This window comes from Amycolatopsis sp. WQ 127309, assembly GCF_023023025.1.
GTDB lineage: Bacteria > Actinomycetota > Actinomycetes > Mycobacteriales > Pseudonocardiaceae > Amycolatopsis.
Window position 1 is genome coordinate 9,192,732 of record NZ_CP095481.1, and the last position, 20,264, is coordinate 9,212,995.

The 20,264-nt window shown below is 70.6% G+C and carries 18 protein-coding genes; 8 read left to right on the forward strand and 10 right to left on the reverse strand.

What is annotated here, in order from left to right; translation table 11 throughout:
• Positions 1-60 precede the first annotated feature (60 nt).
• Together MUY22_RS40505 and MUY22_RS40510 are read left to right on the forward strand one after the other, a co-directional pair.
• Entirely contained in the window at positions 61-654 is a 594-nt protein-coding gene (locus MUY22_RS40505) for a hypothetical protein (protein ID WP_247052472.1), read from the forward strand.
• 21 nt (positions 655-675) lie between these two features.
• Positions 676-1,548: a TauD/TfdA family dioxygenase gene (locus MUY22_RS40510; protein WP_247052473.1), complete on the forward strand. Its 873-nt coding sequence runs from the start codon at positions 676-678 to the stop codon at positions 1,546-1,548.
• On the opposite strand, the gene MUY22_RS40515 is transcribed toward MUY22_RS40510, so the two are convergent.
• Complete coding sequence (locus MUY22_RS40515) at positions 1,538-2,032, reverse strand: hypothetical protein (RefSeq protein ID WP_247052474.1); 495 nt, start codon at positions 2,030-2,032, stop codon at positions 1,538-1,540. The two genes, MUY22_RS40510 and MUY22_RS40515, sit on opposite strands and share 11 nt — an antisense overlap.
• A 199-nt stretch (positions 2,033-2,231) precedes the next feature.
• Between MUY22_RS40515 and MUY22_RS40520 the strand changes: the two genes are divergently transcribed.
• Positions 2,232-2,792 (forward strand): TetR/AcrR family transcriptional regulator, encoded by a 561-nt coding sequence (locus MUY22_RS40520; RefSeq protein WP_247052475.1) that lies wholly within the window; start codon positions 2,232-2,234, stop codon positions 2,790-2,792.
• Between the two features lie 80 nt (positions 2,793-2,872).
• A complete protein-coding gene (locus MUY22_RS40525; protein WP_247052476.1) occupies positions 2,873-3,892 on the forward strand; it encodes a medium chain dehydrogenase/reductase family protein in 1,020 nt (339 codons plus the stop codon).
• A 93-nt stretch (positions 3,893-3,985) separates the two neighbouring features.
• On the opposite strand, the gene argG is transcribed toward MUY22_RS40525, so the two are convergent.
• The gene (gene argG, locus MUY22_RS40530) at positions 3,986-5,443 is read right to left on the reverse strand and encodes an argininosuccinate synthase (RefSeq protein ID WP_247052477.1); all 1,458 of its coding nucleotides are present in this window, start codon (positions 5,441-5,443) and stop codon (positions 3,986-3,988) included.
• A 91-nt stretch (positions 5,444-5,534) separates the two neighbouring features.
• Between argG and MUY22_RS40535 the strand changes: the two genes are divergently transcribed.
• Positions 5,535-6,380, forward strand: coding sequence for an aminoglycoside phosphotransferase family protein (locus MUY22_RS40535; protein ID WP_247052478.1), 846 nt, complete (start codon positions 5,535-5,537; stop codon positions 6,378-6,380).
• 82 nt (positions 6,381-6,462) lie between these two features.
• On the opposite strand, the gene glpD is transcribed toward MUY22_RS40535, so the two are convergent.
• The 3 genes from glpD to MUY22_RS40550 are packed head-to-tail and all read right to left on the reverse strand — an operon-like array spanning position 6,463 to position 10,526.
• A complete protein-coding gene (gene glpD / locus MUY22_RS40540; protein ID WP_247052479.1) occupies positions 6,463-8,166 on the reverse strand; it encodes a glycerol-3-phosphate dehydrogenase in 1,704 nt (567 codons plus the stop codon).
• Positions 8,167-8,173: 7 nt separating this feature from the next.
• Entirely contained in the window at positions 8,174-9,691 is a 1,518-nt protein-coding gene (gene glpK, locus MUY22_RS40545) for a glycerol kinase GlpK (RefSeq protein ID WP_247052480.1), read from the reverse strand.
• Between the two features lie 13 nt (positions 9,692-9,704).
• A complete protein-coding gene (locus MUY22_RS40550; RefSeq protein WP_247052481.1) occupies positions 9,705-10,526 on the reverse strand; it encodes an MIP/aquaporin family protein in 822 nt (273 codons plus the stop codon).
• A 151-nt stretch (positions 10,527-10,677) separates the two neighbouring features.
• Between MUY22_RS40550 and MUY22_RS40555 the strand changes: the two genes are divergently transcribed.
• A complete protein-coding gene (locus tag MUY22_RS40555) occupies positions 10,678-11,430 on the forward strand; it encodes an IclR family transcriptional regulator (RefSeq protein WP_247052482.1) in 753 nt (250 codons plus the stop codon).
• A 160-nt stretch (positions 11,431-11,590) separates the two neighbouring features.
• Positions 11,591-13,540 carry a glycerol kinase GlpK gene (glpK, locus tag MUY22_RS40560; RefSeq protein ID WP_247052483.1) on the forward strand — a complete coding sequence of 650 codons (1,950 nt, stop codon included), beginning with the start codon at positions 11,591-11,593 and terminating at the stop codon, positions 13,538-13,540.
• Here the strand turns inward: glpK (MUY22_RS40560) and MUY22_RS40565 are convergent.
• Both MUY22_RS40565 and MUY22_RS40570 read right to left on the reverse strand, forming a co-directional pair.
• The gene (locus MUY22_RS40565; protein ID WP_247052484.1) at positions 13,537-14,250 is read right to left on the reverse strand and encodes a class I SAM-dependent methyltransferase; all 714 of its coding nucleotides are present in this window, start codon (positions 14,248-14,250) and stop codon (positions 13,537-13,539) included. The two genes, glpK (MUY22_RS40560) and MUY22_RS40565, sit on opposite strands and share 4 nt — an antisense overlap.
• A 56-nt stretch (positions 14,251-14,306) precedes the next feature.
• On the reverse strand, positions 14,307-14,597 hold the full coding sequence (locus MUY22_RS40570; protein WP_247052485.1) for a hypothetical protein: 291 nt from the start codon (positions 14,595-14,597) through the stop codon (positions 14,307-14,309).
• Positions 14,598-14,844: 247 nt separating this feature from the next.
• On the opposite strand from MUY22_RS40570, the gene MUY22_RS40575 reads away from it, so the two are divergent.
• The gene (locus MUY22_RS40575; RefSeq protein WP_247052486.1) at positions 14,845-16,344 is read left to right on the forward strand and encodes a DUF1996 domain-containing protein; all 1,500 of its coding nucleotides are present in this window, start codon (positions 14,845-14,847) and stop codon (positions 16,342-16,344) included.
• 68 nt (positions 16,345-16,412) lie between these two features.
• Here the strand turns inward: MUY22_RS40575 and mmsB are convergent, their stop codons facing one another.
• The 3 genes from mmsB to chvE are packed head-to-tail and all read right to left on the reverse strand — an operon-like array spanning position 16,413 to position 20,253.
• Positions 16,413-17,633: a multiple monosaccharide ABC transporter permease gene (mmsB, locus tag MUY22_RS40580; protein WP_247052487.1), complete on the reverse strand. Its 1,221-nt coding sequence runs from the start codon at positions 17,631-17,633 to the stop codon at positions 16,413-16,415.
• Entirely contained in the window at positions 17,630-19,150 is a 1,521-nt protein-coding gene (gene mmsA, locus MUY22_RS40585) for a multiple monosaccharide ABC transporter ATP-binding protein (RefSeq protein WP_247052488.1), read from the reverse strand. The genes mmsB and mmsA overlap by 4 nt, the downstream gene beginning before the upstream one ends.
• Entirely contained in the window at positions 19,147-20,253 is a 1,107-nt protein-coding gene (gene chvE / locus MUY22_RS40590) for a multiple monosaccharide ABC transporter substrate-binding protein (protein ID WP_247052489.1), read from the reverse strand. Before chvE ends, mmsA begins: the two co-directional genes overlap by 4 nt.
• Between the last annotated feature and the right edge of the window lie 11 nt (positions 20,254-20,264).

The window sequence follows — 20,264 nt, forward strand, 5'->3', positions numbered from 1 at the left end:
TTCCTGCTGCTCGGCGACTCCCACGCGGGCCCGATCGGCCGCGCGGCGCGGGCGGCCGGGTTGCCGTTCCTGGGCGGCCCGATCGGCGCCGGCCGCGAGTTCACCGACCGCTTCTTCACCGCGCGCGACGCCGACGTCGAGTTCCACCGGCCCGAAGCCGAGAAGCACTACCGCGGCTTCCTCGGCGAACTCGGCGTCGCCGGGCTCGGCGAGCTGGGCGTCCCGCTGGTGACGACGTTCGGGTTCGCCGCGCACTTCGTGGCCACCAAGGAGAACTGGCACCTCTACCGGACCGGCGACGGCTTCCCGCCCGGGTTCCTGGGCAGCGCGCTGTTCGACGCGATCGTCCTCGCGACGGTTCGGGACGCGCTCGCCTTCTACCGCCACGCGCGCGACCTCGGCGTGCGGGTGATCGCCGTGCCGCCGCCGCAGCGGGTGCCCGGCCAGTCGGACGCCGCGGTGTTCCTGGCCGCGCAGGAGACCGTCCGCCGCGCGGTCGAGGGCCTCGGCGTCGAGGTGGCCGACCTGCGCGGGAGGATCACCGGCACGAACGGGTTCCAGCGGCCCGAGCTGTGCGAAGCGGACGACGAAATCCACGGAAACCTGGCCTGGGGACGGATCGTCCTGGCCGAACTGCTCGATCTGGGACTCTGAGACCCGGGAGGAAAGGAAACCATGGAGCAGTACGAACTCGACGCCGTCAAGGCGATCACGACGCGCCCGGCGCGGGAGTACCGGACGCTGGCGGTGCGGGGGCTGACCCCCGTGATCGGAGCCGAGGTCACCGGCCTCGACCTCGGCACGGAGCTGACCGACGAGCAGCTCGCCGAGCTGAAGACCGCGTTCCTGGACCACCACGTGCTGGTGTTCCGCGACCAGGTCATCACCGCCGAGGACCACAAGCGGCTGGCCGCGAGCTTCGGCGAGCTGCGCCCGGTGAACCCGCCGCCGGAGCACGGCGACCCGTACATCCTCGAGGTCGCGACCAGCCCCGAGGCGGCGAACGTGTTCGGCAACGGCTGGCACGCCGACGGCACCGCGGACGCCGAGCCGTCACTCGGGTCGATGCTGCACATCACGGAGATCCCGGAGCCCGGCAGCGGCGGCGACACGCTCTTCGCCAACATGTACCTGGCCTACGACATGCTGTCGCCGGCGATGAAGTCACTGCTGGACGGGCTCACCGCGGTCCACGACGGCGCGCTCGCCTTCCGCGGCCACCCGATCCCGCCGGGCTACGAGCCGCCGTGCAGCGAGCACCCGCTGGTCGTGCGGCACCCGGAGACCGACCGCAAGCTGCTCTACGTCAACCCGGCCTACACCTCGCACATCCCGCAGTTGTCGGCCGACGAGAGCCGCGCGGTGCTCGACATGCTGTTCGCGCTCGTGCCGAACCGGCCGATGCTGGCCTGCCGGGTGCGCTGGGAGCCGAACACGCTGGTGTTCTGGGACAACCGCTGCGCCCAGCACCACGCGGTGTACGACTACTTCCCGCACACCCGCTACGGGCAGCGCATCGCGATCAACGGCGGCCCGCTCAAGGGGTGAGGCTCGCCCGGAGCCCGTCGGCCAGCCGCTGCCGGGCTCCGGGACCGCCCGCGAGCACGCACGCCCGCACGAACGCGGCCGGGTAGGTCGCGGCGTAGGCCGTGACGTCGGCCGCGGCGAACGCGGCGGCCAGCGCGGCCGCGTTCGCCGCCGCGTTGGCGTCGGCGTGCGCGGCCACGTTGGCGTCGGTGTTCGTCGCGGCGTAGGTCTCGCCGTACTCGGCGGCCTCGGCTTCGCGGTAGCCGTGGGCCAGGGCGAACCCGCCGGCCGCCGCGGCCGCCGTCGTGTACGCGGCTTCGTAGGGGTAGGCGCGGCGGTAGACGTCACGCAACGCGGGTTCCAGTGTCGTGCGCCAGATCTCCGCCGGCACCGGCGTCCCGCGCAGGTGGAGCGCGGCGACGTCGGCGTGCCCCAGCAGCGGCCAGACCGTGTGCCCGTACCAGTGGTGGACGACGGAAAGGCCGCCGTCGAACAGTTCGCTCACCACCCGCTCCGGCCAAGCCCCTTCGGTGTCCACAGTAGACACTGGGTCAGGCCCGCCGCGGTTCCGGGACGGTCGCGCTCCCGTCAGTGGTCGTCATGGCCTCGATCCTGCCGTGCCGGCGGACGCCACGCACTCCGCGTCGCTGTGTTCCCGGGCACCCGGCTTGCCTGCCGAGAAGAGTGAGTGTACGGTCACTCACATGACGAAGCGCGGTGCCACCCTCTCCACCTCGGACGCCCGGCGGGACGCCGTGGTCGACGCGGCCATCGCCGAGTTCGCCCGGAGCGGGTTCCACAGCACGCCGATCAGCACGGTGGCGACCCGGGCGGCCATCTCCCCCGCCTACGTGTTCAAGTTGTTCCCCGGCAAGGTTTCCCTGTTCGTGGCGGCGCTCGACCGGTGTTACGAGCAGGTCGTGCACGCGCTCTCGAACGGCGCCGCCCGCGCCGGGGACGCCGAACCGGAAGCCGTCCTGTACGAGATGGGCGGCGCCTACGCCGAACTGATCGCCGACCGGAACCTGCTGATGCTGCAGGTGCACGCCCAGTCGGCCACGGATACCCCCGAGATCGCCGACGCCGTGCGCCGCGGCCTCGCCAAGGTGACCGAGTTCGCGCGCTCCCGCTCGGGCGCGCCGGACGAGCAGGTCCAGCGCTTCATCGCCTACGGCCAGCTCTGCCACCTCATCACGACCCTCGACCTGGACGAGCACCCCGGCGACTGGGCAGCCGTCCTGTCCGCCGGCATCCGCCACCACTGAATCCACTCCCCACCTGGGGAGTTTCTGCACGACCCACGAGTGATTGACCAGTCACACACCGCCCTTGAAAGGACATTTTCATGACCACGACCACCGAAATCGTCCTCCCCGGCCTCGTCGAGCCGGACGGCCTGCGCGTCACCACCCGCGAGCTGCCGGCACCGGGCCCGGGCCAGGCGCTCCTGCGCGTCGAGGCCAGCGGGATCTCGTTCGCCGAGCAGCAGATGCGGCGCGGCAAGTACTACGACCAGCCGCCGTTCCCGTTCGTGCCGGGCTACGACGTCGTCGGCACGGTGCTCGAGGCGGCCGACCCGGCGCTCGTCGGCCGCCGGGTGGCCGCGATGACCAAGATCGGCGGCTGGAGCAGCCACCTCGTCGTGGCCGCGGCCGACCTCGTCCCGGTGCCGGCCGGGCTGGACGCGGCCGACGCCGAGACGTTCGTGGTCAACGGGATCACGGCCTGGCAGATGCTGCACCGCAAGGCCCGCGTCCGGTCCGGCGGCACGATCCTGGTCCACGGCGCCAGCGGCGGCGTCGGCACCACGCTGGTGCAGCTCGCCCGCGCGGCCGGGATCCACGTGATCGGGACGGCGTCCGCCCGCAACGCCGACGTCGTGACGGCGCTGGGCGCCACGGCGATCGACTACCGCGGCGACGTCCCGGCCCAGGTCCGCGCGCTGGCACCCGGCGGCGTCGACGCCGTCTTCGACCACGTCGGCGGCCCCGGCATCGTGGACTCGTTCCGCCTGCTGGCCCCGGGCGGCACGCTGGTGGCGTACGGCAGCGCGTCGACGAAGGACACGGGCGGCAACCCGCGCCCGGCGGTGCTCAAGCTGGTCGGCCGCCTGCTGTGGTGGAACGCCCTGCCGAACCGCCGCCGCACCCACTTCTACAACGTCTGGGGCGGCAAGCGAAACCTCCCGAAGTTCCGCGCCCGCCTGGCGGAGGACCTCACGGCGGTGTTCGACCTGGCGGCGACGGGTGCCGTGAAGGCCCAGGTGGCGGCGAGGTTCCCGCTGACGGACGTCGCGAAGGCGCTGACCCTCGCGGAGTCGGGCACGATCACCGGCAAGGTCGTCCTCGTACCATCGAGTGAGTGACCAGTCACGCATTCCGCGGACGAAAAGAGACCCGACCGATGCGGCCGGGTCTCTTCTCTCGCCAGCAGGTCAGTGGGTCAGTGGGTCAGTGGGTCAGTCGGTGCCGGACTCCATGGCGGCCTGGTCCAGCAGCTCGTCGCCGCCCGAGGCCTTGCCGCGGGAGGCGATCACCTCCGCGCCACCCTCGGCCATCGCGCCGATCAGGCCCGTCGAGGCCGCCTGGGCGGCGCCGATCAGCTTCGGGTGGGTGTGCGCGGTGCCGCCGACCATGCCCAGGCTGGCGTACTGCTCCAGCTTGGCGCGGGAGTCGGCGATGTCGAGGTTGCGCATGGTCAGCTGGCCGATGCGGTCCACCGGGCCGAACGCCGAGTCCGTGGTCCGCTCCATCGACAGCTTGTCGGGGTGGTAGCTGAACGCCGGGCCCGTCGTGTCGACGATCGAGTAGTCCTCGCCGCGGCGCAGCCGGAGCGTCACCTCGCCGGTGATCGCGGTGCCGACCCAGCGCTGCAGCGACTCGCGCAGCATCATCGCCTGCGGGTCGAGCCAGCGGCCTTCGTACATCAGCCGGCCGAGGCGGCGGCCCTCGTTGTGGTAGCTGGCGACGGTGTCCTCGTTGTGGACGGCGTTGACCAGCCGCTCGTAGGCCGCGTGCAGCAGCGCCATGCCCGGCGCCTCGTAGATGCCGCGGCTCTTGGCCTCGATGATCCGGTTCTCGATCTGGTCCGACATGCCCAGGCCGTGCCGGCCGCCGACGGCGTTGGCCTCCAGCACCAGGTCGACGGCGGAGGCGAACTCCTTGCCGTTGATCGTCACCGGCCGGCCCTGCTCGAAGCCGATCGTGACGTCTTCGGCCGCGATCTCGACCTCGGGGTCCCAGAACTTCACGCCCATGATGGGCTGGACGATCTCGAGACCGGTGTCGAGGTGCTCCAGCGACTTCGCCTCGTGCGTGGCGCCCCAGATGTTGGCGTCGGTCGAGTACGCCTTCTCCGTGCTGTCGCGGTAGGGCAGGTCGTGCGCCAGCAGCCACTCCGACATCTCCTTGCGGCCACCGAGCTCGGTGACGAAGGCGGCGTCCAGCCACGGCTTGTAGATCCGCAGGGAGGGGTTGGCGAGCAGGCCGTAGCGGTAGAACCGCTCGATGTCGTTGCCCTTGAAGGTGGAGCCGTCGCCCCAGATCTGGACGTCGTCCTCGAGCATGGCGCGCACCAGCAGGGTGCCGGTGACGGCGCGCCCCAGCGGGGTGGTGTTGAAGTAGCTGCGGCCGCCGGAGCGGATGTGGAACGCGCCGCACGTCAGCGCCGCGAGCCCCTCTTCGACGAGGGCTTCCCGGCAGTCGACCAGCCGCGCGACCTCCGCGCCGTAGGCGTGGGCCCGCCCGGGCACCGACCCGATGTCGGGCTCGTCGGCCTGGCCGATGTCGGCGGTGTAGGTGCAGGGGACAGCGCCTTTGTCGCGCATCCACGCGACGGCCACGGAAGTGTCGAGGCCACCGGAGAAGGCGATACCGACACGTTCGCCGACGGGCAGGGAAGTGAGCACCTTGGACATGCGAATGATTATGCACGGCGATGCATCATCGTGCAATTCGGGGTCACGGAAACCCGTTGACCCCGGCTTGACCTGGTGATTCGGTAGCGGCATGCACGCCATCACCACCGCGCTCGTCCGGCGGCTGGTCCGCACGCAGTTCCCGCGCTGGGCTTCACTCCCGGTCGTGCCGCTCGCGTCGGGCGGCACGGTCAACGCCGTCCACCGCCTCGGCGACGACCTCACCGTCCGCCTCCCCCGGACCGCCGGAGGCGCCGCGGACGTCGCGAAGGAGGAGCGGCTGCTGGCGACGCTCGACGGCCTGCCGGTGGCGGTCCCGGTCGTCGCCGGGATCGGCGAACCCGGCGAGGGCTACCCGTGGCCGTGGGCAGTGCATCGGTGGCTCGACGGCGAGCCCGCGCTCGAAGGCCGCTCCGCGGACGGACTGGCGGAGTTCGTCCTCGCGGTGCGGCGCACGAAGGCCGACGGTCCCCCGGCCTACCGCGGCGGCCCCTTGGCGCTCCTCGACCGCGCGACCCGCGACGCCGTGGAGGAACTACGCGGGACCGACGAGCCGTTCGACGCCTCAGCCGCCCTCGCAGTCTGGTCCGAGGCCCTGGAAGCCCCGGTCTCAGCAGACGGCTGGGTCCACGGAGACCTCATGCCGAGCAACCTGCTGGTCCACAATGGACACCTCACGGCCGTCCTCGACTGGGCCACCGCGGGCATCGGCGACCCGGCCTGCGACCTGATCCCGGCGTGGAACCTCCTCACCGAGGCCACCCGCCCGGCCTTCCGCGACGCCGTCGGCGCCGACGACGCGGCCTGGGCACGCGGCCGCGGCCGGGCGCTGTCGATGGCCGTGATCCAGCTCCCCTACTACCGCCGCACGAACGCCGTCATCTCCGCCAACGCCCGCTACGTCCTCGCCGAACTCGGCTGCGGTCCAAAGCCGTGAAGGCCTCCTTACCGGCCATAAGAGCCGGTAAGGAGGCCTTCACGGCTTTCCGGGGCTTGCGGGGGTGCGGGGGCGCAGCAGGTCAGCTCGGGAGGAGGGCCGGGGCCGTCAGGCGGCTGGCGTTCGCGGCCTCGTCGTCCGGGGCCTCCTGCGCCGTGCGCTCCGCCTCGACGCGGGCGAGGTAGTTCGTCACCTCGCGGGACTGGCGGTGCGCGTCCCAGCCCAGCAGCGGGGCCATCAGCTCCGCGACCCACGGGGCCGCCGTGACACCGCGATCGCGTTCCTCGATGGAGATCCGCGTCCGGCGGGTGAGGACGTCCTCCAGGTGCAGCGCGCCCTCGTGCGAGACCGCGTACACCACCTCCGCCTTCAGGTACTCGGACGCGCCCGGCAAGGGCGCGCCCAGCTCCGGGCGCTCCGCGATCGACGTCAGGACGTCCTCGATCGCCGAGCCGTACCGCCCCAGCAGGTGCTCGATCCGCGCCACCGGCAGACCCGCCCGCGACGCCAGCGCGAACCGGCCGTCCCACAGCTCGTGGTAGCCCGCCGCGCCGACGATCGGCAGCCGGTCGGTCCACGACGGCGGCGTCGGGCGGCCGACCTCTTCGACCGCGACGTCGACGGCGTCGGCGGCCATCACCCGGTAGGTCGTGTACTTGCCGCCGGCCACGATCACCAGGCCCGGCACCGGGTGCGCGACCGCGTGTTCCCGCGACAGCTTCGTCGTCACGGCCGCCTTCGCCGCCAGCAGCGGCCGAAGACCGGCGTAGACGCCTTCGATGTCGTCGTGCGTGACCGGCGTGCGCAGCACCGCGTTGAGGTGCTCCAGCACGTAGTCGACGTCCGCGCGGCTCGCCGCCGGGTGCTCGCGGTCGAGGTCCCACTCGGTGTCGGTGGTGCCGACGAGCCAGTGCTTGCCCCACGGGATCACGAACAGCACGCTCTTCTCGGTGCGCAGGATCAACCCGGTGTCGAGGTCGATCTTCTCCCGCGGCACCACGAGGTGGACGCCCTTCGACGCGCGCACGGTGAACGGCGCGGGGATCCCGGCCGCTTCGGACATGTCGTCGCTCCACACGCCCGTCGCCGCGATCACCGTGCGAGCCCGGACTTCGAACTCGACGCCGCTCTCGCGGTCCACGACCTTCGCGCCGACAACCCGCTCGCCGTCGCGCAGCAACGACGTCATCCGCGCCCGCGTCAGCACCGAGGCGCCCTGCTCGGCGGCGGTCCGCGCGATGGTCATCGTGTGGCGCGCGTCGTCGACCTGGGCGTCGTAGTACTGGATCGCGCCGATCAGCGCGTCGTCGGCCAGGGCCGGCGCCACCTTGAACGCGCCGCGCTTGGACAGGTGCCGGTGCCGCGGCAGCGCGCGAGCCCCGCCGAGCGTGTCGTACAGCGTGACGCCGGCGCCGATGTACCCGCGCTCCCACACCCGGTGCGTCAGCGGCACCAGGAACTTCACCGGCCGGACCAGGTGCGGCGCCAGGGTCTGCAGCAGCAGCCCGCGTTCCTTGAGCGCCTCGCGCACCAGCTTGAAGTCCAGCTGTTCCAGGTAGCGCAGCCCGCCGTGGATCAGCTTGGACGACCGGCTGGACGTCCCGGCGGCGAAGTCCCGCGCCTCGACGAGCGCGACGGACAGCCCGCGCGACGCCGCGTCGAGCGCGACACCCGCGCCGGTCACGCCCCCGCCGACGACGAGCACGTCGACCTCTTCGCGGGCGAGCTTGCGCAGCGTCTCCGCGCGGTACACCGGGGAAAGCGGTGTCGTGGTGTTCCTCTTCATCTTGTCCTCACTCCACATCTACCCAGTCGAGCGTCCGGCCGACGGCCTTCTGCCAGCCCGCGTAGCCCTCCGCGCGCTGTTCGTCCGTCCACGACGGCTCCCAGCGCTTGTCCTCGTTCCAGTTCTGTTCCAGCTCGTCGGTCGACCGCCAGAAGCCGACGGCCAGCCCGGCCGCGTAGGCGGCGCCGAGCGCGGTGGTCTCGGCGACGACCGGCTTCGACACCGGCACGCCGAGGATGTCCGCCTGCAGCTGCATGCACAGCTCGTTCGCGGTGACGCCACCGTCCACACGCAACACGTCGAGCGTGACGCCGGAGTCGTTCTGCATCGCGTCGACGACGTCGCGGGTCTGGTAGCAGATCGCTTCCAGCGTCGCCCGGGCGATGTGCGCGTTGGTCGTCGCGCGGGTCAGGCCGACGATCGCGCCCCGCGCGTCGGACCGCCAGTAGGGCGCGAAGAGGCCGGAGAACGCCGGGACGAAGTAGACGCCGCCGTTGTCCTCGACCTGGCGCGCCAGGCTTTCGCTCTGCGCTGCGCCGCTGATGATGCCCAGCTGGTCGCGCAGCCACTGCACGGCCGAGCCGGTGACGGCGATCGAGCCCTCCAGCGCGTACACCGGCTTCTCGTCGCCGAACTGGTAGCACAGCGTCGTGAGCAGGCCGTGCTTCGAGCGGACCAGCTCGTGCCCGGTGTTGAGCAGCAGGAAGTTGCCGGTGCCGTAGGTGTTCTTGGCCTCGCCGGGCCGGAAGCAGACCTGTCCGACGGTGGCCGCCTGCTGGTCGCCGAGCACGCCGGCGATCGGGACCTCGCCGCCGAACGGGCCGTCCGCGCGGGTCGTGCCGAAGAAGCCCGGGTTCGACGACGGCCGGATCTTCGGCAGCATCCGGCGCGGGACGGTGAAGAACGACAGCAGTTCGTCGTCCCAGTCGAGGGTCTCGAGGTCCATCAGCATGGTGCGCGACGCGTTGGTCGGGTCGGTGACGTGGACGCCGCCGTCCGGGCCGCCGGTGAGGTTCCAGATGAGCCACGAGTCGGTGGTGCCGAACAGCGCGTCGCCCGCTTCGGCGGCTTCGCGGACGCCGTCGACGTTTTCGAGGATCCACTGCAGCTTGCCGCCGGAGAAGTACGTCGCGGGCGGGAGGCCGGCCTTGCGGCGGATGACGTCGCCCTTGCCGGAGCGTTCCAGCGCCGAGGCGATCCGGTCGGTGCGGGTGTCCTGCCAGACGATGGCGTGGCCGTACGGGCGGCCGGTGCGGCGGTTCCACACGACGGTGGTCTCGCGCTGGTTGGTGATGCCGAGCGAGGCCAGGTCGCCCGCGGTGAGGTTGGCCTTGTTGAGCGCGGTGGCGATGACCGAGCGGGTGCGTTCCCAGATCTCGGTGGCGTCGTGCTCGACCCAGCCGGGCTTCGGCAGGATCTGCTCGTGCTCCAGCTGGTGGCGGGCGATCTCGTTGCCGCCGTGGTCGAAGATCATGAACCGGGTGCTGGTGGTGCCCTGGTCTACGGCGCCGACGAAGTCAGGCATGGTGGTTCCCTTCTCAGTTCGCGGGCTCGAAGTCCTTGGCGGGCATGGCGTCCAGCGGGTCCCCGGCGGGCAGGAACCGCTCGATCAGGTACTTGTAGATCGCGCCGCCGATGATCGCGCCGAGCACGGGTGCCACGATCGGGATCCACCAATAGGGGAAGCCGTACTGGTCGGTGAACGCCGTGTCGTAGCCGGTGAGCCAGGACGCGAGTCGCGGGCCGAAGTCGCGGGCGGGGTTGATCGCGTAGCCGGCGTTGGTGCCCCAGGCCATCCCGATCGCGACGACCAGGAAGCCGACGACGACCGGGGCCAGGTTGGCGCCGGGCGAGGTGTTGCGCAGGTCGGTGATGGCGAAGATGACCAGCGCGAGGATCGCGGTGCCGATGATCTGGTCGCGGAAGGCGCCCCAGTCACCCACCGGGAGCGTGCCGTTGCCCGGCAGGGTGGAGAACACCCCTTGGGTCTTGATCGTCAGGCCGGGGTCCTTCGCGTTGAGGACCTCGGTGTAGTTCCAGCGCACCAGCATGGCGGCGACGAACGCGCCGGCGGTCTGCGCGAGGGCGTAGGGGGCGACCTTGCGCCAGGAGAACCCCTTGAACACGGCGAGGGCGACGGTGATCGCCGGGTTGAGGTGCGCGCCACTCACCCGTGAAGCGACGTAGACACCGAGCGTGACGCCGAGACCCCACGCCCAGGCGATGCTGTCGTGGTCCCCGATGCCCGCGGCGGCGACCTGCGCCACCACCCCGCACCCGAACAGGATGAGGATCATCGTCCCCACGAACTCCGCGGCCATCTCGCCACCGAGTCCGTGGGCCTTGAGGTTTCGCACCATTGCTTCCTCCACAAAGGACCAGTTCCCCCTGGTTCGTCCAGCCAAGCCCGCCCGTCACAGCGGGTCAACGGCGGCCGGTCGGCATTGTCGAACGGGCGAAGACGATGTTCGACATTGTCGAATCGGGGCCGGTCGGGCTAGGGTCGCGGACGTGCCGGGTCCGATCCAGTCCATCGAGCGCGCGGCCGCGATCCTGCGGCTGCTGGCGCGGGGCTCGGGCCGTCTCGGCGTCGGCGAGATCGCCGAATCCCTCGAACTGGCCAAGGGCACGGCGCACGGCATCCTGCGGACGCTGCAGGGTGTCGGGTTCGTCGAGCAGGACCGCGACACGGGCAAGTACCAGCTCGGCGCCACGCTGCTGCACCTGGGCACGAGCTACCTGGACGTCAACGAGCTGCGCTCCCGCGCGATCAACTGGGCCGACGCGCTGGCGTCCCGCAGCGGCGAGGCGGTCCGGATCGGCGCGCCGCTGGAGGGCCGGGTCCTGGTCGTGCACCACGTGTTCCGCCCGGACGACAGCCTGCAGACCCTGGACGTCGGCACGCTGCTGCCGCTGCACGCGACGTCGCTCGGCAAGGTGCTGCTGGCCTACGACACGACGCTGAAGGCCACCACGGAGGCGTACACGCGCCGCACGCTGGTCACCCAGACGGCGATCAAGCGCGAGTGCGCGAAGGTCCGCGAAGCGGGCTGGGCGGCGGAGAACGGCGAGATGATCTCGGACGAGGCGGGCATCGCCGCCCCGATCCGCGGCCACGGCGGCATCGTGGTCGGCGCGATCGGCGTGTCGGGCGCCGCGGACCGCATCTGCGAGCCCGACGGCAGCCCCGCCCCCCGCCTGCTGGGCCACGTCCGCGACGCGGCCCGCGCGGTGTCCCGCGACCTGGGCGCGTCCCGATGGTGACCCGGCCACCACGCCGCACCAGCGCCCGGGACCGCCACGCCCCACACGCCCCGCCGAAAGCCGTGAAGGCCTCCTTACCGGCTCTTACCGCCGGTAAGGAGGCCTTCACGGCTTTACCTGCGGGCCCGTGCGGCCACTCGATCGTGCAGGAGGTGCGTCCGTGGTCCAGCGGTACGTGATGTCCATCGACCAGGGCACCACCTCCACCCGGTGCATCCTGTTCGACGCCCGCGGCCGGCTCGTGTCCGTCGTGCAGCGGGAGCACCAGCAGCACTTCCCGCGGCCCGGCTGGGTCGAGCACGACGCCACCGAGATCTGGCGCAACGTGTCCCGGATCGTCCCGCAGGCCCTCGCCGACGCCGGGGCGACCGCGGACCAGGTCGTCGGCCTGGGCATCGCCAACCAGCGCGAGACCACCGTCGTGTGGGACCGGCGCACCGGCAACCCCGTCGGCCGCGCGATCGTCTGGCAGGACACCCGCACCGACGCGATGCTCGACCAGCTCGCCCGCGAGCCCGGCGCGGACCGCGTCCGGCAGCTGTGCGGCCTCCCCCTGGCCACCTACTTCTCGGCGCCCCGCATCCGCTGGCTCCTGGACCGCACCCCCGGCCTGCGCGAGCGCGCCGAGCGCGGCGACGTCCTCTTCGGCACCATCGAGAGCTGGCTCATCTGGAACCTCACCGGCGGCGCCGAGGGCGGCGTGCACGTCACCGACGTCACCAACGCCTCGCGCACCATGCTGATGAACCTGCGCACGCTGAACTGGGACGTCGAGCTGCTCGACTTCTTCGACGTCCCGCGCGCGATGCTGCCGGAGATCCGCTCCTCGACCGAGGTGTACGGCACCACCAGCCGCGTCGTGCCCGGCATCCGGATCGCCGCCGCGCTCGGTGACCAGCAGGCCGCGCTGTTCGGCCAGACCTGCTTCGCGCCCGGCGAGGCGAAGTGCACCTACGGCACCGGCAGCTTCCTGCTGCTCAACACCGGCCCGACGCCGGTGCTGTCCACCCACGGCATGCTCACCACCGTCGGCTTCAAGATCGGCGACGAGCCCGCCGTCTACGCCCTGGAAGGCTCGATCGCCGTCACCGGGTCGCTGGTGCAGTGGTTCCGCGACGGCCTGGAGCTGATCGGCAGCGCGCCGGAGATCGAGACCCTGGCCCGCACGGTCGAGGACAACGGCGGCTGCTACATCGTCCCCGCGTTCTCCGGGCTCTTCGCGCCGCACTGGCACAGCGAGGCGCGCGGCGTGATCGCCGGGCTGACGTCGTACATCACCAAGGGCCACCTCGCGCGGGCGGTGCTGGAGGCGACCGGCTGGCAGACCCGCGAGGTCGTCGACGCGATGAACGCCGACTCCGGCCTGGCGTTGAAGACGCTCAAGGTCGACGGCGGGATGACCGCGGACAACCTGCTCATGCAGTTCGTCGCCGACGTCCTCGACGTGCCGGTCGTCCGGCCGATGGTGGCCGAGACGGTGTCGCTCGGCGCGGCCTACGCGGCCGGGCTGTCGGTCGGGTACTGGCCGGACCTGGAGGGCCTGCGGCGCAACTGGCACCGGGCCGGGCAGTGGCTGCCGGCGATGGACCCGGCGCGGCGCGCCACCGAGTACGGGCACTGGCGCCAGGCCGTCGAGCTGACGTTCGGCTGGATGCGCCCCGGCCCGGCCGCCGTCGCGCCCGGTTCGGACCTGGTCGAGGTCCTGCTGGCCGACCACCGCCGGTTCGAGCAGCTGTTCCGCGACCTGCGCAACACCGAGGCCGACCGCCCGGCCCTGGTCGCCGAGCTGGCGGCACTGCTGGTCGCCCACGCGACGGCGACCGAGCGCATCGTCCGCCCGGAAGCACCTGGCGAGCTGTTCGCCGACGACCTCCTGGCCGCCCTCGACCCGGACGACGTCGAGAAGGCGTTGCAGCGCTTGGAGAACCTCGTCGACACCCACGTCCGCGGCGAAGAACGCGGGCTGCTGAACGACCTGCGCACCACGATGTCCACATCGGACCGGACGGCACTGGGCCGGGCGTTCGCCGCGGAACGCCACCGCCAGCTGGACCTGGGCAGCGGCGACCCGGCCTACATCCGCGAGCTGGGCGACCGCCTGCGGCTCTAGCCCGCTTCCAGGACGAAGAACAGGAAACTCGGGAACGTGTCGAGGATCGGGAAGTCGTCCGGGTACACCTCCCGCGCCTCCGGCGTCGGGTGCGGCTCGTGGATGACGGCGATGCGGAAACCGGCTTCGGTGAAGGCGTCGGTCATCGCGTGCAGTGGCTTGTTCCAGAACGTCATCCGGCAGGGTCGGCCCTGCAGCTCGAACGTGTCGGTCCAGGTGTAGCGCTCGAAGTAGTCGGGCCGGGGACCTTCCGCGCGGTGCGTGAGGTTGACCATCATCGGGTGGTTGACCGACGCGATGAGCCGGCCGCCGGGCCGCAGCACGCGCCGCAGTTCGGCCAGCGTCGGTGTCCAGTCCTCCAGGTAGTGCAGCACCAGGGACGCCACGACGTCGTCGAACGCGGCGTCGGGGAATGGCAGCGGGTCGGCCAGGTCGGCGACCCGCAGGTCCGCGTCCGTACCGAGCCGCTTCCGCGCGTGGTCCAGCATCGCGGCGCTCTGGTCGAAGCCGGACACGACGGCGCCGCGGTCCCGCAGCGCCGCGAAGAGCGGACCTGAGCCGCAGCCGGCGTCGAGGATCCGCCGGCCGGTCACGTCGCCGGCGAGCGCCAGGGCCGCCGGGCGTTCGTAGTAGGCGTTCATCAGGCTGGTCTCGTTCTCGGCCGTGTAGGCCTCGGCGAAACCGTCGTATTCACTCGTTTCCTGAGCCATGCGGCCCATCGTGGCACGACTCGTTCAGAGGGTGGCCGCGGAACGGATCGACGCCGTCAGGCCGGGATTCCCGCCGGCACCGAGCCGCCCAGCCGGGCACGCACGCGGGACGCGAAGAGGTCGTAGCGCGTCGCCATCCGGGCGGTCGGACAGCGGATCGGCTCGTGCTCCGACACCGGGCCGGACTCCTCGCCGCCGAGGAGTTCCGCCACCGCCATCGCGGTGACGCCGCAGTGCCCGCCCGCGGGGTTCGCCGCGTCCCACGTGTCCGACGGATCGCACGTCCGTTCGTCCCAGCACAGCCGGAACACGACCTCCAGCTCGGTCAACGACCACACAGCAGTCATCCGTCCTCCGGCTCGCGTCACCTCACCAGCAGCGACCGAATCCAATATAACGAACTGATAACGGCGGAATCGCGGTTTGAACCGCCCCCGACTTCTGGCCGTTTCAGCCAATGCCGGAACCAGTGACACCGGGCGCGGTCCCCGACAACCGCGCGCGGTGCCACTCCCCCGGGTTCCGCGCGTTCTCCCAGCCGGGCACGCAGCTTTCTTCGCCGTGCCCGGAAAACCTAACGAGGTGAACAACTCCATGTCCCGATCCCCCGCCACGGGCCGGCACCGCGTCTCCCGCAGAACGAAGATCGCCACCGGCGGTCTCGCTCTCGCGATCGCCGTCGGCGGCATCGTCGTCGCGACCACCGCCGGCAAGACCGGCGAAGCCAGCGCCGACCCCGCCGACCCGTCGTTCTTCCTGGACATCGCGAAGGTCCCCGCCGGCAACTTCGTGAACAAAGCGCTGCAGCAGAAAGGCGCGCGCGGCACGTTCACGGTGAACTGCGGCCGCAACGAGAACGGCCACTTCAACCCCGACAACTTCATCGCCCAGCCGGGCGTCCGCAACGGCGCCCAGCACCTGCACGACTACGTCGGCAACCTCTCCACGAACGCCGACTCGAACAACAAGAGCCTGTCGAAGGCCGGCACCACCTGCCGCAACGGCGACAAGTCCGCCTACTACTGGCCGGTCGTGCGCATCGACACCGGTGAGGACGAGGAAGCCGAGGCGAACCCGCCGGCCAGTGTGCCGGCGAGCGATCGCGCCGGTGCGGCCAAGGACAACGCGTCCACGCAGGTCGACTGCCCGGACGTCGCGAGCCAGCTGCCCGAAGACGTCCCCGACCAGGCGATGGACGAGGTCAACAACAACCTCACCCAGATCGACCAGCAGATCGACGAGGCGAACAAGCGGATCGCCAAGGGTGACCTCAAGACGCCGCAGGACGTCCAGAACGCCGTCGTCGGCCCGCTCAAGGACAAGCGGACCGCGGTGCTGAACCGGATCGCCACGGCGATCGGGCGCAACGCGGCCAAGCCGACGAACCTCGGCGGGCTCGCCGCGTGCGCGCTCAAGCAGGGCGGCCAGGGCGGTCTCGACAACGGCGGCCAGGCCAGCAACGGCGACAAGAACGCGTCGGCCGGTCAGAAGCAGCAGAAGCAGACCGACGGCGCGGCCGCGGAACTGCCCGGCGTGAACGACCAGAACGAGGTCGCCGGCAACGACGGCGAGATCCAGCGCGTCCAGTCCGCGACCATCACGTTCACCAGCGGTGGCGCGCGGAAGGTCGTCGCGATGCCGCAGTTCCTGCGCATCCTCTACGGGGACGCGAAGCAGAGCACCAACGGCCCGGCCAACGCCCGGCCGAGCTGGACCTGCACCGGGTTCGAGGACCGGCTGACCGACCACTACCCGATCTGCCCGGCCAACAGCAAGGTCGAGCGGATCCACGCCTTCCCGAACTGCTGGGACGGCAAGAACATCGACAGCACGAACCACCGCACGCACATCGTGTTCGCCGACCAGCAGGGCAAGTGCCCGCAGGGCTTCAAGAACGTGCCGCAGCTGGTGATCAAGCTCGTCTACAACATCCCGCACGACATCCAGGTCAAGGGTCAGTACAAAGTGGACGCTTTCCCGCAGGAGAGCCACAACCCCCGCTCGGACCACGACGACTTCGCCAACGTCATGGGCCAGTGCCTGATGAACCAGGTCGTCAAGTGCATCAACAGCGGCCACCGCTGCTCGCAGTAACGACTGTCCGTGAATGCCACATTGAGGGACGTAGTGTCCCTCAATGTGGCATTCACGGCTTTTCGGGGCTACGAGGCCGCGCGGCGCTTCGTCCAGATGTCGTAGGCCACCGCGGCCAGCAGGACGACGCCCTTCACCAGCATCACCCGCTCGCTCGGGGCACCGATCAACGACATGCCGTTGTTGATGACCGCCATGATCAGGCCGCCGGTGATCGCGCCGACCACCTTGCCGACGCCGCCCTGGACCGCCGCGCCGCCGATGAACGCCGCCGCGATCGCGTCCAGCTCGAAGTTGACGCCCGCCGTCGGGCCCGCCTGGTTGAGGCGGCCGGCGAAGATGATCCCGGCCAGGGCCGCCAGCACGCCCATGTTGACGAAGATCCAGAACGTCACCGACTTGACCTTGACGCCCGAGAGCGTCGCGGCCTGCAGGTTGCCACCGATGGCGTAGATGTGCCGGCCGAACACCGACTTGCCTGCCACCAGCGAGTAGCCGAGCACCAGCGCCGCCAGCAGGATCAGCACCCATGGCAGGTTCTTGAACCGGGCCAGCTGCACCACCAGCGCGAGCACCACCACCGCCACGCCGGCGATCTTCAGCACGAAGATCGCGAACGGGTCGACGTCCTGGCCGTACCCCAGCCGGGCCGAGCGCTTGCGCCACTGGGTGAACGCGATCCCGGCGACGGCCGCGACCCCGGCGAGCAGCGACACCAGGTCGGCGCCGCCGAGCGGGCCGAGGGCGATGTTGCCCAGGTAGCCGTCGGTGAAGCCGTTCGACAACGTGCGGATCGCGTCCGGGAACGGGCCGATGCCCTGGTTGCCCAGCACCGTCAGGGTCAGCGCGCGGAACACGAGCATCCCCGCCAGCGTCACGATGAACGCCGGGATCCCGAAGTAGGCGACCCAGTAGCCCTGCCAGGCGCCGATCACGGCGCCGACGACGAGTGTGATCAGCACCGCGAGGAACCACGGCAGGTGCCAGTTCACCATCAGCACCGCCGACACCGCGCCGGTCATCGCGACCGCCGACCCGGCCGACAGGTCGATGTGCCCGGAGATGATCACCAGGATCATCCCGATCGCGAGGATCAGCACGTAGGAGTTCTGCACGATGATGTTGGAGATGTTCTGCGGCTCCAGCAGCGCACCACCGGTGAGCACCTCGAACAGCACCACGATCAGCGCGAACGCGACGTAGATGCCGCTCTGGCGCGGGTTGATCGAGATCCGCCGGGCGGAGTGCTCGACCGGTGGCGCGTCGGGCCGCGCTTCGGTCGTGGTCATTCCCGTTCCTTCGTCATGTAGTGCATGAGCAGTTCCTGGGTGGCTTGTTCACGGGTCGCCTGGCCGGTGATCCGCCCGGCCGACAGCGCGTAGATCCGGTCGCAGAGCCCGAGCAGCTCCGGCAGCTCGGAGGAGATGACCAGCACGGCCTTCCCCTGCGCGGCCAGTTCGTTGATGATCGAGTAGATCTCGAACTTCGCGCCGACGTCGATGCCGCGGGTAGGCTCGTCGAGGATCAGCACGTCCGGGTCGGTGAAGATCCACTTGGCCAGCACGACCTTCTGCTGGTTTCCGCCGGAGAGCTTCCCGGTCACGCTCTGCACGGTCGGCGCCTTGATCCGCAGGTCCCGGCGGAACCCGTTGGCCGTGTCGTGCTCGGCGTGCTCGTTGACCCAGCCCCGCTTGGCCAGCTTGCCCAGCCCCGCCGCGGACACGTTGCGCTGGACGTCCTCGATGAGGTTGAGCCCGTAGCGCTTCCGGTCCTCGGTGGCGTAGGCGATGCCGTGGCGGACGGCGTCGCGCACCGTCCGGACGTCGATCTCCTGGCCGTGCTTGAACACCCGCCCGGAGATGTCCTTGCCGTAGGACCGGCCGAACACGCTCATCGCGAGCTCGGTGCGGCCGGCGCCCATCAGCCCGGCCAGCCCGACGACCTCGCCGCGGCGCAGGCTGAGGTTCGCGTGGTCGACGACCACCCGGCCCGCCTGCGTCGGGCTGTGCACCGTCCAGTCCTCGATCCGCAGCACCTCGTCGCCGATGTCCGGCTCCCGGGGCGGGAACCGGTGCTCGAGATCGCGCCCGACCATGCCGGTGATGATGCGTTCCTCGGTCAGGCCGGCCGCGTCGAGGGTGTCGATGGTGCGCCCGTCCCGCAGGATCGTGACGGTGTCGGCGATCGCGGTCACCTCGCCGAGCTTGTGCGAGATGATCACGCACGTGACGCCGTCGGCCCGCAGCTCGCGCAGCAGTTCGAGCAGGTGCGCCGAGTCCTCGTCGTTGAGGGCCGCGGTCGGCTCGTCGAGGATCAGCAACCGGACCTCTTTGGACAGTGCCTTGGCGATCTCGACGAGCTGCTGCTTGCCGACGCCGAGGTCCCGCACCGGCGTCACGGGGGCCTCCACGAGGCCGACGCGCTTCAGGAGCGCGTCGGCCTCGTGGTTGGTGCGGTTCCAGTCGATCCAGCCCCGCTTGTTCCGTTCGTTGCCGAGAAAGATGTTCTCCGCGATCGAAAGCTGCCCGCACAGCGCGAGCTCCTGGTGGATGATCACGATTCCGCGCCGCTCACTGTCGCGCACCGAACCGAACTCACACCGCTGCCCGTCGAAGTGGATCTCGCCGTCGTACGTCCCGTGCGGGTGGACGCCGGAAAGCACCTTCATCAAGGTGGACTTCCCGGCCCCGTTCTCCCCGCAGATCGCGTGGATCTCGCCGCTGTTCACCGACAGCGTGACGTCCGACAGCGCCTTCACCCCGGGGAAGGTCTTGGTGATCCCGCGCATGCCGAGCAGTTCGGTCATTTCAGCTGACCTGCCGTGTAGTAGCCGGAGTCGACGAGCTCCTTCTGGTAGTTCGCCTTGTCCACGGTCACCGGCTGCAGCAGGAACGACGGCACGACCTTCTTGCCGTTGTCGTAGTCGGTGGTGTTGTTGACCTCGGGCTTGCCGCCCTTGAGCGCGGCGTCGGCCATCTTCACCGTGGTGTCGGCGAGGATGCGGGTGTCCTTGAAGATCGTCGAGTACTGCTCGCCGGCGATGATGGACTTGACCGACGCGACCTCGGCGTCCTGCCCGGTGACCACCGGGTACGGCTGGCCGGCGGAGCCGTAGCCGTTGCTCTTCAGCGCCGAGAGGATGCCGATCGACAGGCCGTCGTACGGCGAGAGGACACCGGAAACCTTGGCGCCGCCGGTGTAGGTCGAGGTGAGCAGGTTCTCCATGCGCTGCTGCGCGGTGGCCGGGTCCCAGCGCAGGATCGCCGCGCGGGCGAAGTCGGTCTGGCCGCTCTTGACGACGAGCTTGCCGCTGTCGATCAGCGGCTTGAGCACGGACATCGCGCCGTTGAAGAAGAACGTCGCGTTGTTGTCGTCGGGCGAGCCGGCGAACAGCTCGACGTTGAACGGACCGGCGCCGGTGCCGAGGCCCTTGACCAGCGAGTTCGCCTGGTCGACGCCGACCTTGAAGTTGTCGAAGGTGGCGTAGTAGTCGACGTTCGGCGAGTTGCGGATCAGCCGGTCGTAGGCGATCACCGGGATCTTCTTGTCGGCGGCCTCCTGCAGCTGCGTGGTGATCGCGGTGCCGTCGATCGAGGCGATGACCAGGAGCTTGGCGCCCTTGGTGATCTGGTTCTCGATCTGGTTGACCTGCGTCGGGATGTCGTTCTCGGCGTACTGCAGGTCGACCTTGTAGCCGAGCTTCTCCAGCGCGGCCTTGATGTTGTCACCGTCGTGGATCCAGCGTTCCGACGACTTGGTCGGCATGGTGACGCCGACCAGGCTGCCCGCCGCGGCACCGGCGTTGGCGGCCGGTGCCTGGTCGGCGGTCTTCTGGCTGGAACCGCACGCCGAGAGCGTGAGCACGAGCCCCGCGGCGGCGATCCCCGCCATTGTTCTGGTGAACTTCATTGTTCCTCTTC